The sequence below is a fragment of the Streptomyces anatolicus genome (assembly GCF_019400875.1).
Taxonomy (GTDB): domain Bacteria; phylum Actinomycetota; class Actinomycetes; order Streptomycetales; family Streptomycetaceae; genus Streptomyces; species Streptomyces anatolicus.
Map to the genome: position 1 here is coordinate 1 of NZ_WMBF01000149.1, position 13,846 is coordinate 13,846.

A 13,846-nucleotide genomic window follows, 5' to 3' on the forward strand; every position below is an offset into this window, starting at 1 on the left:
GGCGAGCACCGGCGCGAGATAGGTGTAGAGGCCGAGGCTGGCGACGGCCCCCAGGAAGGAGACGCCCACGATCGGCAGCACCGCGCGGTCGGTGAGCGCCCCGAGCCGCGCCCGCACCGGCACCGGCGGCCCGGCGGGCACCTCGGGCAGCCCCACCGCGAGGCCCACGAGCGCGACCGCGCCGAGCCCCGTCACCAGCCACATCGTGGCCCGCCAGGACGTGTGGTCGGCGAGCAGCACGCCCAGCGGGACGCCGAGCACCGTGCCCGAACTCATCCCGCCCATCACCAGTGCGAGCGCCCGCCCACGCCGCTCCTCCCCCGCGAGCGAGGCGGCGGCCGCTGTGGAAAGCGCCGAGTAGACCCCGGCGCCGACCCCCGCCACCGCCCGCGCGAGCAGCAGCATGCCGAGACCGGGTGCGAGCGCGGTGAGGCCGTTGCCGAGCGTGAAGACGGCCAGCGCGGCGACGATCAGCACGCGCGGCCGTACGCCGGACAGCAGCCCGGCGACGAGCGGCGCGCTCACCGCGTACGCGAGGGTGAAGACGGTGACCATCTGCCCCGCGAGCGAGACGGTCGTCCCCAGATCCCCGGCGACGACGGGCAGCAGCCCCGCCATCACATAGGCGTCGAGCCCCAATGTGAAGGACCCCACCATCAACAGCCACACCTTGCGCACGCCACTCAACTCCCTGGTCGTTCCTGTCGGGAGAGGAAACGTAGGCAGCCTCCGTATCTGGAAGGAAATGCCTGACGCGCGCATTTATGCTGAGGCAGCATGAATGACGTACGGGGCAGAGAAAGAGCCGGAGCCGGAGCAGGGGCCGAGGAAGGCCGGGTCTTTCCCGACGGCGTCGAACTGCGCCACCTGCGCGCCTTCCTCGCCGTCGCCGACGAGCTGAGCTTCACGCACGCCGCCGACCGGCTCCGCGTCGGCCAGCCCACGCTCACCCGGACCGTGCGGGCCCTTGAGGACACCCTCGGCACGCGCCTCCTGGAGCGGACCACGCGCCGCGTCGCGCTCACCGAGGCAGGGTGCCGGCTGCGCGACGAGGTGGCGCCGCTGCTCTCCCGGCTCGACGCCACGCTGCGCGCCGCGGGCAGCGAGCCCCCGGTCCTGCGGCTCGGCTTCACCTCGCTCCTGCCCGAGGCCTGCGCCGAAGCGGTCCCCGCCTTCAAGGCGGCCACCGGCGCGGGCGTGCGCCTGGTGCGGCGCGACACCCCGCTGGCGGGCCTGACCTCGGGCGCGTGCGACATCGCGGTCGTACGAGGTGACGTGCCGCCCGGCGCCGCGGTGCGCTCACGCCTGCTGCTGCACGAGCCGCGCATCGCGGTCCTCGCCCGCGAGGCGCCCGAACTGGCGGGCCGCCGCGTCGTGGACTGGGCGGAGCTGGCGGACCTCCCCCTGGTCGTCAACACCGTCACCGGCACGACCGGCCCCGAGCTGTGGCCCGAGGCCCGCCGCCCCCGCCTGGCCTGCACCGCCGACAACTTCGACGAGTGGCTGGAGGCGGTCGCCGCGGGCCACGGCGTGGGAGTCGCCCCGGAACCGGTGGCGCGCAGGCACTCGCACCCCTCGCTGCGCTACGTACGCCTGAAGAACGCCCCGCCCGTCGCCGTGCGCCTCGCGGTCCCGGCCAGGGACGCGCACCCGCTGGCCGACCGCTTCCTCGGTCAGTTCAGGGACGGGTCGTCCGGATAGGTCGCCACCATCGCCAGCTCGCTGCGCTGGCGTCTGAGCACCGCGCGCCACAGCCGCTCGGGGTCCGGGGAGGAGACGTCGCCGGGCTCGGACTCGACCACGTACCAGGCACCGTCCGCCAGCTCGGCCTCCAGCTGGCCGGGCCCCCACCCCGAATACCCCGCGAAGATCCGCAGGCTGCCGAGGGCCGGGGAGAGCAGCTCCGGCGGGGCCTCCAGGTCAACGAGGCCGATCGCGCCGTGCACGCGGCGGAAGCCGACGGGATCGACGCGGCCCGTGCGGAAGCGGATGCCGGACGGCGTGCCCTCCTCGCCGGGGATCACCGCGACGCCGAGCGCCGAGTCCAGCGAGACCGGACCGCCCTGGAAGACGACGCCCGGCGCCCCGGCCAGGTCGCCCCAGCCCTCCAGGATGTCGGCGACGTCCACCGGCGTCGGCCGGTTCAGGACCACGCCGAGCGAGCCCTCCTCGTCGTGGTCGAGGAGCAGCACCACCGCACGGTCGAAGTTGGGGTCCGCCAGGGCGGGTGTGGCCACGAGCAGCCGCCCTGTGAGCGAGGACACCTCGGTCATGGACCACATGATCCCGCATCTTCGCCCCGAGCGGGGAGGTAACGGCCCCACGGGAACCGACGCAGATCAGGGCGCATGAGTGCGACCGGAGCGCACACGGCGGCCGGTGACCCGGAGTGCCCGGTTCCGCACGGTTCGTGTTGTGGCCGACTCATGACCTGTTCCGTACCGCCCGCACCTTACGGAAGGGGGGTACGCGGCCATTACCCTTGCCCTTTGGTCCCCCCGTCCATCCAATCGGAACGCGAGATTCATGACCGTCACCGACGATGTACTGCTTGTCCACGGCGGAACCCCGCTGGAGGGCGAGATCCGTGTCCGCGGCGCGAAGAACCTCGTGCCCAAGGCCATGGTCGCCGCGCTGCTCGGCAGCGCTCCGAGCCGGCTGCGCAATGTCCCGGACATCCGCGACGTCCGAGTCGTACGCGGCCTGCTGCAGCTGCACGGCGTGACGGTCCGCCCCGGTGACCAGCCGGGTGAGCTGATCATGGACCCGTCGCACGTGGAGAGCGCGAATGTCGCCGACATCGACGCCCACGCGGGCTCGTCGCGCATTCCGATCCTCTTCTGCGGACCGCTGCTGCACCGCCTCGGGCACGCCTTCATCCCCGGCCTCGGAGGCTGCGACATCGGCGGCCGGCCGATCGACTTCCACTTCGAGGTGCTGCGCCAGTTCGGCGCGACCATCGAGAAGCGCGAGGGCGGCCAGTACCTGGAGGCCCCCCAGCGGCTCCGCGGCACGAAGATCAAGCTGCCGTACCCGTCCGTGGGCGCCACCGAGCAGGTCCTGCTCACCGCCGTGCTTGCGGAGGGTGTGACCGAGCTCTCGAACGCGGCGGTCGAGCCGGAGATCGAGGACCTGATCTGCGTACTGCAGAAAATGGGCGCGATCATCGCCATGGACACCGACCGGACCATAAGGGTCACCGGTGTCGACAGCCTCGGCGGCTACAACCACCACGCCCTCTCGGACCGCCTGGAGGCCGCCTCCTGGGCTTCCGCGGCGCTGGCGACCGAGGGCAACATCTACGTCCGCGGCGCCCAGCAGCGCTCGATGATGACGTTCCTCAACACCTACCGGAAGGTGGGCGGTGCCTTCGAGATCGACGACGAGGGCATCCGCTTCTGGCACCCGGGCGGCTCGCTCAACGCGATCGCCCTGGAGACGGACGTGCACCCCGGCTTCCAGACCGACTGGCAGCAGCCGCTGGTCGTGGCCCTCACGCAGGCCGCGGGCCTGTCCATCGTCCACGAGACGGTCTACGAGTCCCGGCTTGGCTTCACCTCCGCGCTCAACCAGATGGGCGCGCACATCCAGCTCTACCGCGAGTGCCTGGGCGGCTCCGACTGCCGCTTCGGCCAGCGGAACTTCCTGCACTCGGCGGTCGTCAGCGGCCCCACGAAGCTCCAGGGCGCCGATCTGGTCATCCCCGACCTGCGCGGCGGCTTCTCGTACCTCATCGCGGCTCTCGCGGCGCAGGGCACGTCCCGTGTCCACGGCATCGACCTGATCAACCGCGGCTACGAGAACTTCATGGAGAAGCTCCAGGAACTCGGCGCGAAGGTCGAACTCCCCAACGGCAAGACGACGCTGTAAGCGTCGCCCCGGTACGCGAAAGGGGCGGTCACCCACCGGGTGACCGCCCCTTTTTCGCTGCTTGAGGCTACTTGCCCTTGGCCGCTTCCTTCAGCTTGGAACCAGCCGAAACCTTGACGCTGTAACCGGCCGGGATGTTGATCGGCTCGCCGGTCTGCGGGTTACGGGCGGTGCGAGCGGCACGGTGCGTGCGCTCGAAGGTCAGGAAGCCGGGGATGGTGACCTTCTCGTCGCCCTTGGCAACGATCTCGCCGACCGTCTCGGCGAACGCGGCCAGCACGGCGTCGGCGTCCTTGCGGGTCACCTCGGCGCGGTCGGCCAGCGCGGCCACCAGCTCACTGCGGTTCATGTTTGTACTCCCGTGTTCTTTTGCCGTTGAGGCGTGATCGAAGCCGATGCTGCCAGGGTCCTCGGACAGTCCCCGGACCCGGGTCTTGCGTCAGACCCTCGCGCCCGATTACGCATCCTGCCCCCACCTGCGGCGGGAAAGCCAATCCGGCACCCTCCGAAGGGCCGCAGGGCCATGGTCCGCCACCCTAAAGGGGCGTTTACGACCGGGCGTCCCGCGACGCGCCGAGCGTCAGGCGGACGTGGGACCCGTCACAGCGGCGCCCGCGGCCTTCGCCGCGGTGCGCACCGCCCCGGCCACGGCACCCGCGACCTTGTCGTTGAAGACGCTGGGGATGATGTAGTTCCGGTTCAGCTCGTCCTCGGCGACGACGTCCGCGAGCGCGCCCGCGGCGGCCAGCATCATCTCCGTGTTGACCGTACGCGACTGGGCGTCGAGCAGGCCGCGGAAGACGCCCGGGAAGACCAGGACGTTGTTGATCTGGTTCGGGAAGTCCGAACGGCCCGTGGCCACGACCTCCGCCGTCTGGCGGGCGATCGCCGGGTCGACCTCGGGGTCCGGGTTCGCGAGCGCGAACACGATGGCGCCGTCGGCCATGGCGGCCACGTCGTCGCCGTTCAGCACGTTCGGGGCCGAGACGCCGATGAAGACGTCGGCGCCGACGACGGCCTCCTTGAGGGTGCCCGTGAGGCCCTCGGGGTTGGTGTTGTCGGCGATCCAGCGCAGCGGCGAGTCGACGTGGGCGGAGACCAGGTCCTCGCGGTCGGCGTGCACGACGCCGTGGATGTCGGCCACGACCGCGTTCTTCACACCGGCGGCGAGCAGCAGCTTGAGGATGGCCGTACCGGCCGCGCCCGCGCCCGACATGACCACGCGGACATCGCCGATGCCCTTGCCCACCACGCGCAGCGCGTTGGTGAGCGCGGCCAGGACCACGATCGCCGTGCCGTGCTGGTCGTCGTGGAAGACGGGGATGTCCAGGGCCTCGCGCAGCCGTGCCTCGATCTCGAAGCAGCGGGGCGCGGAGATGTCCTCCAGGTTGATGCCCGCGAAGCCGGGGGCGATCGCCTTGACGATCTCGACGATGGCGTCGGTGTCCTGGGTGTCCAGGCAGAGCGGCCAGGCGTCGATGCCCGCGAAGCGCTTGAAGAGGGCCGCCTTGCCCTCCATGACCGGCAGCGCGGCCTTCGGGCCGATGTTGCCGAGGCCGAGGACGGCCGAACCGTCCGTTACGACCGCAACGGAGTTGCGCTTGATGGTCAGCCGGCGCGCGTCCTCGGGGTTCTCCGCGATCGCCATGCACACGCGGGCCACGCCCGGGGTGTAGATCATGGAGAGGTCGTCACGGTTCCTGATGGGGTGCTTGGACGCCATCTCGATCTTGCCGCCGAGGTGCATCAGGAACGTACGGTCGGAGACCTTGCCGAGGGTCACGCCCTCGATGGTGCGCAGCTGCTCGACGATCTCGTCGGCGTGCGTGGTGGAGGACGCCGCGATCGTCACGTCGATCCGCAGCATCTCGTGGCCGGAGGCCGTGACGTCGAGGCCGGTGACCGAGCCCCCGGATGACTCGACGGCCGTGGTGAGCTGGGAGACCGCGGTTCCGCTCGCGGGCACCTCCAGCCGGACCGTCATCGAGTAGGAGACGCTGGGCGCCGTTGCCATGGCCGACTTCCTCTGCTTTCACCTTGTAGCTGTTGCCGTCCGATGGTCGCACCTACCAACGAGTACGTGGTAGTCGCCCCGGATTGAGAACGTTTTGTTCACCGACCGCCGTGCCGCACGGTCCGCGCTTTTTCGGAAACGAGTTTCCACCATACGAGAAGTTGAGGGAAACAGAAAGAGGCCCACGTCACCGGGTGACGTGGGCCTCTCTCGTACGTTCATGACACCGGCCCGCCATGCTCGCCTCGCGGCAAGTGGTCGCTCGTAGCGACGAAGGTTGGGCCCGGGGGCTTGGATCGAGCCGGTGCCACATCCAAGGTAACAAACGATCCCCGTAAGGCAATTCCCGTCCCGGGAAGTGCCGGGAACTCAGTCCCTGAGCAGGTCCGGCACCCCGTCCGCGTCCGGCTCGTCCCGCTCGCCCGACAAGACCGTGAGCTGCTGCGTCGCGCGCGTCAGCGCCACGTACAGCACCCGCAGGCCCGCCGGGGACTCGTCCGCGATCTCCGCGGGCGACACGACGACCGTCGCGTCGTACTCCAGGCCCTTGGCCTCCAGGCTGCCGAGCGCCACCACGCGGTCGCCGAGCCCGGCCAGCCAGCGGGCCGCCTGGTCGCGGCGGTTCATCGCGACCACCACCCCGACCGTGCCGCTCACCTGCTCCAGGAGCCGGGCCGCCTCCTCGCGCACGGACGCGCCGAGGTCCTTGTCGCGTACGACGGCGAAGCGGGGCCGCACACCGGTCGAGCGGACCGCCGACGGCGACTCGGCGCCCGGCAGCGCGAGGGCGAGCACCTTGGCGGCGAGATCGGCGATCTCGGCGGGGTTGCGGTAGTTGACGGTGAGGGTGAAGCGGCGGCGCGGGCGGCTGCCCAGGGCCTCGTCACGGGCCTCTGCCGCCTCGTCCGGGTCGGACCACGAGGACTGCGCCGGGTCGCCGACGACCGTCCAGGTGGCGTGCCGGCCCCGGCGGCCGACCATGCGCCACTGCATGGGGGTCAGGTCCTGCGCCTCGTCGACGATGACGTGCGCGTACTCGGTGCGCTCCGCCGCCAGGCGCTCGGCGCGCTCGCGCTGGGTCTCCTCGCGCTGCGGCATCAGCTCTTCGAGGCCGGTGAGCAGGTCGAGGGGGTCGAGCTCCTTCTTCTTCCGGGGCCTGTGCGGCGTACCGAGGATCGCCTGGAGTTCGTCGAGGAGCGCCACGTCGTGCACGGACAGGGCGTCGCGCTTGAGGGAGCGGGCGACCTTGCGGATCTCGCCGGGGTTCAGGGCGCGGCGGGCCCAGCGGCCGAGGCGCCGCTCGTCGCCCATCGCGGCGAGGACCGCGCGCGGGGTCAGCTCCGGCCACCACGCGTCGAGGAAGCGGATGAAGTCGTCCTCGGAGGTGATGTCGTCGTCGAAGGAGGAGCGCAGTTCGGCGGCGAGCTCCGGGTCCGAGTGGCGTCCCGCGGCCCCGGACTGCGACCACAGGGCGTCCAGGAGCAACTTGCGGGCGCGGGGGCGCAGCAGGTTCACCGGGGCGGTGCCGCTGAGGGCGTTGCGGCGGATGCGGTCCAAATGCTCGGCGTTCAGCTCCAGGCGCCGCCCGAAGGCGACGACGCGCAGGCGCGTGGGCGCGCCCTGGGGCTCCGGGCTGTCTTGCGCTACCGCCGGGTCGTCGCCGAAGGCCAGCTGCTCGTCGCGCGGGGCCGCGGGCCTGGCCTGCACGCCCTCAAGCGCGCCCCGCGCCGCCTTGCGCAGCACGCCCAGCATGCGCGAGGAGCCCTTGACGCGGGCCACCGCCGGGGAGTCGTAGACCGTGGCCTCGATGCCGTCGACCAGGGAGCCGACCGCGCGGATCGCCACCTGGCCCTCCTCGCCGAGCGAGGGCAGCACGCCCTCGGTGTAGGCGACCAGGAGCGGGGTCGGGGAGACGATGAGGATGCCGCCCGCGTAACGGCGGCGGTCCTGGTAGAGGAGGTACGCGGCGCGGTGCAGCGCCACCGCCGTCTTGCCGGTGCCGGGGCCGCCCTCCACGTACGTCACTGACGCGGCGGGCGCGCGGATCACCATGTCCTGCTCGGCCTGGATCGACGCCACGATGTCCCGCATCGAGTGGCTGCGGGCCTGGCCGAGCGCGGCCATCAGCGCGCCGTCGCCGATCACCGGCAGCTCTTCGCCGTTCAGGCGGGCGGTGATCTCCGGGCGCATCAGGTCGTCCTCGACGCCGAGGACCTTGCGGCCCTTGGAGCGGATGACGCGGCGGCGTACGACACGGCCCGGGTCGACCGGCGTGGAGCGGTAGAAGGGGGCTGCGGCGGGTGCGCGCCAGTCGATGACGAGCGGGGAGTAGTCCGCGTCCAGGACGCCGATGCGGCCGATGTGCAGGGTCTCGGCGATATCGGCCGTGTTGTCCTCGTTGACGGCGCCCTCGGCGGGCTCCACGGCCGTGTACGCGCCGTCGGGGCCCTTCTTGCCGTCCTTGCCGCGGAGCAGGTCGATGCGGCCGAAGAGGAAGTCCTCGAACTCGTTGTTGAGCCGGTTGAGATGCACCCCGGCGCGGAACACCTGCGCGTCGCGCTCGGCGAGCGCGCCCGGCGTGCCCACCTGGGAGCGCTTGGCGGCGTCGTTCATCAGGAACTCGGCCTCGTGGATCTTCTCCTCGAGACGCCGGTAGACCTGGTCGAGATGGTCCTGCTCGACACTGATCTCGCGGTCCCGTGTGCCTGGCGGCATTACTGCGTTGAGGTCGGCCACCGAGGCCCCTTTCAAGACGTGCTGCTCGCCCGTGATGAGCAGCCGTCCACCGTACGCGAAAGGAACCCCCCTTGTGCACCTTCGTGCGCCGGTACGCCCCCCTGGACGCCGACCGGACGCCGACCGGGCGCCGAGTGGAGCATCGGCTAGACGTCGACCTCGACCAGGCGGTCGCCGTCGAAGGTGGTCACCTCGAAGTGGTCGATGTCGTTGCGGTCCATGGCGGCGCCCCCGTGCACGTACAGCGGACTGCGCGCCCACTTGTTCGGGCTGTCCTTGATGCCGTACCCCCACTTGGGCACCGACCAGGTGGTGACCGTCTCCTTCTTGCCGTCCTTGCCGACCGCGACGAGGGAGCACTTGAGCGGCCCCTTGACGTTCTTCAGCTCCAGGACGGCATGGGTGCCCCAGGTCTTCTTCTCCGTGCCGACCGTGGCGCTGACCTTCGTCGCCGGGTCCGTGGCCTCCCGCTTCTCCTCCATGTGGTGGAAGAAGGCGTCCTCGGCGGGGCTCGTGGGGTGCGGGTGGGCGGCGATGTCCTTCGAGCCCGCGTCGTCGCCGGTCACCGCGAGGACCGTGAGCGGGCCGCCGACGATCAGCGCGACGGCCGCCGCGACCAGGTACAGGCCGCGCCTGCGGCGCCGCTCGCGCGTGCGGGAGACCTCGTCGGCCAGGCGCTGGGCGAGGCGGGGTCCGGGACGCGCGGCGAGCTGTTCGCCGATCGCCGGTACGCCGTGGCCGCCGGGCAGGTCCGCGAGCGCGGCCAGCATCGGCTCCACGCCGGAGAACTCCTCCAGCTGCCGCGCGCAGAACTCGCAGACCGCGAGGTGCGCCTCGAAGCGCGCGTTCTCGGCCTCGTCCAGGACACCGAGGGCATAGGCGCCGACGGTCTCGTGGATGGTGTCGTCCTGCCACTCGTCATGGTGGCCGTAGAACTCGGTCATGCCGTCACCCCCCGCTCCTCGAGTGCGAGCTTCATCGAGCGAAGCGCGTAGAAGACCCGCGAGCGGACCGTGCCGCTGGGTATGCCCAGCGTCTGAGCCGCCTCATTGACGGTACGCCCTTTGAAGTAGGTCTCCACAAGTACCTCTCGGTGCGCGGGAGTCAGGTCCTCCAGCGCGTCGGAGAGCGTCATGAGCCACAGCGCCTTATCGATCTCGTCCTCCGCGGGGATGACCTCCAGCGGCGACGGATCGACCTCCTGCGGCCGGGCCTGCCGGCTGCGGTGGCCGTCGATGACGATGCGCCGGGCGACCGTCACCAGCCAGGGGCGTACCGAACCGGTCGCCCGATTGAGCTGACCGGCGTTCTTCCAGGCACGGATGAGTGTTTCCTGTACGACGTCCTCGGCGCGCTGGCGGTCGCCCGCCACCAGCCGCAGCACGTACGCGAGGAGCGGTCCCGCGTGCTCGCGGTAGAGCGCGCGCATCAGCTCCTCGTCGGGCCCCGGTGGCCGGCCGAGGCGATGCCGGGCCGGTTGCGGGCGTTCATCGGCCACGGCGGAATCCTTGCGCACGGCTGCCTCCGGTGTCCGCGGTTCGAGCGGGTCTGGCGGGTCTCACATCGGAGGTACGTACGTACGTGGGGGGCGCGGCGTTCAACGTGGCTCGCGGAGAGGGGATTTCGCAGGCGCGGACAGGCACCCACGGTCCAGGCCGACCAGCCGAGTCGCGGGCGCGGGGTGGCTTCAGGGGCGGGACAGGGCCGCTCTGCGGCGGTGCCTCGCCACGCGTTCGCGGTTGCCGCAGACCTCGCTGGAGCACCACCGGCGCCGGTGGCCGCGGGACGTGTCCAGGTACACGATGGGGCAGTTGTCCCCCTCGCACTGGCGCAGCAGCGCGCGGGCCACGGGGTCGGTGAGCAGGTCGACGGCGTCCCTGGCGACGCAGGCGACGAGCGCCGCGCACTCCGGGGCCTCGCGCAGGGCGCGGGCGAGGGTGCCGTCGGCGGCGCGGACCGCGCAGGGGGCGGGCGGCGCCGGAGCGGCCAGGGCGTTGACTCGTTCGAGGGCGGCGTCGGCGGGCCTGCTCTCGATCTCGCCGAGCACCAACTCCGCGATGTGGCCTCGTAATGCGGTGAACTCGGCGAGCCAGGAAGGGCCCGCACCCGGCAGGGAGGCATCCGGCGGGACCAGGCCGGCGCCCACGAGCCAGGCGCGCAGTCTCGCCATGGAGTCGAGCCGCTCCACGGGGTGGTTCGTCGCCACCAGGTCCAGGCAGCTCCGCCCGGAGTCGAATCGCAGCTCGTACGGAGCCGGGGCCATGCCCAACACCATGCGCCTGTCACCGCCTTGGGGGTCACCGGTGAGTGAAAGCCGTCGCGTACCCCCTACAGTGCCCGTCCCCCGGCGGGTCCGGAAGCCCTGCCACCGCCCCGGCCCCGACGAACCGTCAGGAACCGCCTCACTCCCCGTACTTGGAATCGGCCACCGGATCGATCGCGAGCCGGTACCCCCGCTTGACCACCGTCTGGATCAGTTTCGGCGCGCCCAGCGCCGTACGCAGCCGGGCCATCGCGGTCTCCACCGCGTGCTCGTCGCTGCCCGCCCCCGGCAGCGCCCGCAGCAGCTCGGCGCGGGCCACCACCCAGCCGGGCCGCCGGGCGAGCGCGCGCAGCAGGGCCATGCCCGCGGGCGGCACCGGCCGCAGCTCGTCGTCGACCAGCACGGCGTGCCCGCGGATCTCCACGCGGCGCCCCGCGATCGGCAACGCTCGCGCGCGGGAGGGCAGTTCCTGGCAGAGGAGTTGTACGAGGGGGCCGAGCCGGAAGCGTTCGGGCTGGACGGTGTCGACCCCGAGGGACTGGAGCGGCAGCGCGGTCACGGGCCCCACGCAGGCGGTCAGCACGTCGTGACCGAGGGCGGCCAGGAACTCGGCGGCCATGCCCCGCTCCTCCGCGCGGGCCAGCAGCGACGCGGCGGCGGGCGCGCTGGTGAAGGTCAGCGCGTCGACGCTCCGCGCGACCGTGGCGTCAAGGAGCCGGTCCACGGGCGCGATGTCCTCCGGCGGCAGCCACCGGTAGACGGGCACGCCGACGACCTCGGCGCCGCCTGCCCGCAGCGCCTCCACGAAGCCGGGCAGCGGCTCGCCGTGCAGCTGGAGCGCGATGCGGCGCCCCTCGACGCCCTCGCCGAGCAGGCGGTCGAGGACCTCCGCCATGGACTCGGAGGAGGGCGACCACTCCTCGGTGAGCCCGGCGGCGCGCACGGCACCCTTCACCTTGGGCCCGCGGGCCAGCAGCTCGACCCCGCGCAGACAGCCGAGCAGGGCTTCCCCGTACCCCCAGCCCTCCGCGGCCTCGATCCAGCCGCGGAACCCGATCGCCGTGGTGGCGACCACGATGTCCGGGGCGTGGTCGATCAACTCCTTGGTCGCGGCGAGCAGTTCACTGTCGTCGGCGAGCGGCACGATGCGGAGCGCGGGCGCGTGCAGGACGGTCGCGCCACGCCGCTGGAGCAGCGTGCCGAGCTCGTCGGCGCGGCGGGCGGCGGTCACCCCGACGGTGAATCCGGCGAGGGGGCCGTGGGCGGCGTCCCGGCCGCCGGGCGCGCCGGGCCGCGAGGCGGGGGGCGCCTGCGAGGCGGGGGCCGTTTGCGAGGCGGGGGTCGCCTGCGATGTGGAGGTCGCCTGTGGTGTGGAGGTCGAGGGGCGGCTGGGCTGCGGTGGAGTGGCGTGCATAGTTCGTCTCGTCTCGTCCCGCTCGTGGCTCATGGGCGGCGGACGACCGAGCCTGTCAACGGCGCGTGACAGGCTCGGATCACAGCGATGTCCGCCGTGTTACGTCACACCTCGGCATAGCTGAGCTGCGGCTTCGCGTCCGCGTCGGCCCCGGCGACCGTACGGACGGCCGCCTTCCCCCGAAGGTATACGGCCCAGGTGACCACCGAGCACACCCCGTAGAAGGCGAGGAATCCGACGAAGGCCCCCGTGCCCGACCCCACGGTCTGGAAGGACTGCCGGAGGGCGAGGTTGATGCCGAGCCCGCCGAGCGCGCCGACGGCCCCGATCAGCCCCATCGCCGCCCCGGACAGCCGCCGCCCGTACGCCGCGGCCTCCTCCCCCACGAGCCCCTTGCCCTCGGCCTTGGCCTGGAAGATCCCGGGGATCATCTTGTACGTCGACCCGTTGCCGAGCCCGGTGAGCACGAAGAGCGCGATGAACGCGCCGACGAACAGCGGCAGCGACTCCCTGACCGAGGCCAGCACGACGACGCCGGTCGCGGCCCCCATGCCGACGAAGTTCCCCAGGGTGATGCGCGCCCCGCCGAACCGGTCGGCGAGCCGCCCGCCCACGGGCCGGATGAGGGAACCGAGCAGCGGCCCGATGAAGGTCAGCTGCGCGGCCTCCAGGGGCGTACGACCGAACTGTGTCTGGAGGACGAGCCCGAAGGCGAAGCTGTACCCGATGAAGGACCCGAACGTCCCCACGTACAGGAACGCCATGATCCACGTGTGCGCGTCCCGCACGGCGGCCCTGACGGCCCCGGTGTCATTGCGCACGGACGAGATGCTGTCCATGTAGCGCGCGGCGCAGAACACGGAGACGAGAACCAGCGGAATGTAGATCCCGAGCACCACCCGCGGTCCGCCGCTCGCCCCGATGACGGCGAGCCCGACGAGCTGCACGACGGGCACGCCGATGTTGCCGCCTCCCGCGTTGAGCCCGAGCGCCCAGCCTTTCTCCCGCAGCGGGAAGAAGGAGTTGATGTTGGTCATGCTGGAGGCGAAGTTGCCGCCCCCCACGCCGGTGAGCAGCGCGCACACCATGAAGGTGGTGTACGAGGTCCCCGGCTCCATGACGACGAAGGCGGCCACGGTGGGCAGGAGCAGCAGGGAGGCGGCGATGACGGTCCAGTTACGCCCTCCGAAGCGGGCGACGGCGAAGGTGTAGGGGACGCGGACGACGGCCCCCACCAGGGTCGCCATCGACACAAGGAAGAACTTCCCCGCCGGATCGATCCCGTACTCCGGCCCCATGAACAGAACCATCACGGACCACAAGCTCCACACGGAGAACCCAATGTGCTCGGAGAGCACCGAGAACGCCAGATTCCGCCGGGCGACCCGCTCCCCTCCCTCCTCCTTCCAGAACTTCTCGTCCTCCGGGTCCCACCGCTCGATCCACATCACACGCCTCCACCGCTAGTCCACAGGCCAAGGCCGACGCTCCCGAAAGTGCCGACGCTACCGAAGGTAGGGAGACCGCGTTTCGGCCCTGTGGCGCAGAG

The 13,846-nt window shown here is 71.8% G+C and carries 12 protein-coding genes; 2 read left to right on the forward strand and 10 right to left on the reverse strand.

The annotated features are described in order from the left end of the window. The coding region (locus GKQ77_RS15650) for an MFS transporter (protein WP_219689380.1) at nt 1-678 on the reverse strand (678 nt) is incomplete at its 3' end. A 99-nt stretch (nt 679-777) separates the two neighbouring features. Between GKQ77_RS15650 and GKQ77_RS15655 the strand changes: the two genes are divergently transcribed. Beyond that, on the forward strand, nt 778-1,701 hold the full coding sequence (locus GKQ77_RS15655; RefSeq protein WP_219689381.1) for a LysR family transcriptional regulator: 924 nt from the start codon (nt 778-780) through the stop codon (nt 1,699-1,701). Here the strand turns inward: GKQ77_RS15655 and GKQ77_RS15660 are convergent. Then, entirely contained in the window at nt 1,674-2,273 is a 600-nt protein-coding gene (locus tag GKQ77_RS15660; protein ID WP_219689382.1) for a YqgE/AlgH family protein, read from the reverse strand. The genes GKQ77_RS15655 and GKQ77_RS15660 overlap by 28 nt on opposite strands. A gap of 253 nt (nt 2,274-2,526) precedes the next feature. On the opposite strand from GKQ77_RS15660, the gene murA reads away from it, so the two are divergent. Next, entirely contained in the window at nt 2,527-3,870 is a 1,344-nt protein-coding gene (gene murA / locus GKQ77_RS15665; protein ID WP_125513070.1) for a UDP-N-acetylglucosamine 1-carboxyvinyltransferase, read from the forward strand. Nucleotides 3,871-3,937: 67 nt separating this feature from the next. Here the strand turns inward: murA and GKQ77_RS15670 are convergent, their stop codons facing one another. The 8 genes from GKQ77_RS15670 to GKQ77_RS15705 all read right to left on the reverse strand — a co-directional run bounded on the left by GKQ77_RS15670 (nt 3,938) and on the right by GKQ77_RS15705 (nt 13,745). Further along, on the reverse strand, nt 3,938-4,219 hold the full coding sequence (locus GKQ77_RS15670) for an HU family DNA-binding protein (protein WP_016645140.1): 282 nt from the start codon (nt 4,217-4,219) through the stop codon (nt 3,938-3,940). Nucleotides 4,220-4,450: 231 nt separating this feature from the next. Next, nucleotides 4,451-5,884, reverse strand: coding sequence for an NAD-dependent malic enzyme (locus GKQ77_RS15675; RefSeq protein WP_219689383.1), 1,434 nt, complete (start codon nt 5,882-5,884; stop codon nt 4,451-4,453). Between the two features lie 369 nt (nt 5,885-6,253). Further along, nucleotides 6,254-8,599 carry a HelD family protein gene (locus GKQ77_RS15680; protein WP_219689389.1) on the reverse strand — a complete coding sequence of 782 codons (2,346 nt, stop codon included), beginning with the start codon at nt 8,597-8,599 and terminating at the stop codon, nt 6,254-6,256. Nucleotides 8,600-8,766: 167 nt separating this feature from the next. Continuing rightward, nucleotides 8,767-9,564, reverse strand: coding sequence for a zf-HC2 domain-containing protein (locus GKQ77_RS15685; protein ID WP_219689384.1), 798 nt, complete (start codon nt 9,562-9,564; stop codon nt 8,767-8,769). After that, nucleotides 9,561-10,136, reverse strand: coding sequence for a sigma-70 family RNA polymerase sigma factor (locus GKQ77_RS15690; protein ID WP_219689385.1), 576 nt, complete (start codon nt 10,134-10,136; stop codon nt 9,561-9,563). The genes GKQ77_RS15685 and GKQ77_RS15690 overlap by 4 nt, the downstream gene beginning before the upstream one ends. A 171-nt stretch (nt 10,137-10,307) precedes the next feature. Next, nucleotides 10,308-10,895 carry a CGNR zinc finger domain-containing protein gene (locus tag GKQ77_RS15695; protein ID WP_219689386.1) on the reverse strand — a complete coding sequence of 196 codons (588 nt, stop codon included), beginning with the start codon at nt 10,893-10,895 and terminating at the stop codon, nt 10,308-10,310. 127 nt (nt 10,896-11,022) lie between these two features. Further along, nucleotides 11,023-12,297, reverse strand: coding sequence for a uroporphyrinogen-III synthase (locus GKQ77_RS15700; RefSeq protein WP_219689387.1), 1,275 nt, complete (start codon nt 12,295-12,297; stop codon nt 11,023-11,025). A 104-nt stretch (nt 12,298-12,401) separates the two neighbouring features. Beyond that, a complete protein-coding gene (locus GKQ77_RS15705) occupies nt 12,402-13,745 on the reverse strand; it encodes a nitrate/nitrite transporter (RefSeq protein WP_219689388.1) in 1,344 nt (447 codons plus the stop codon). Nucleotides 13,746-13,846: the final 101 nt, after the last annotated feature.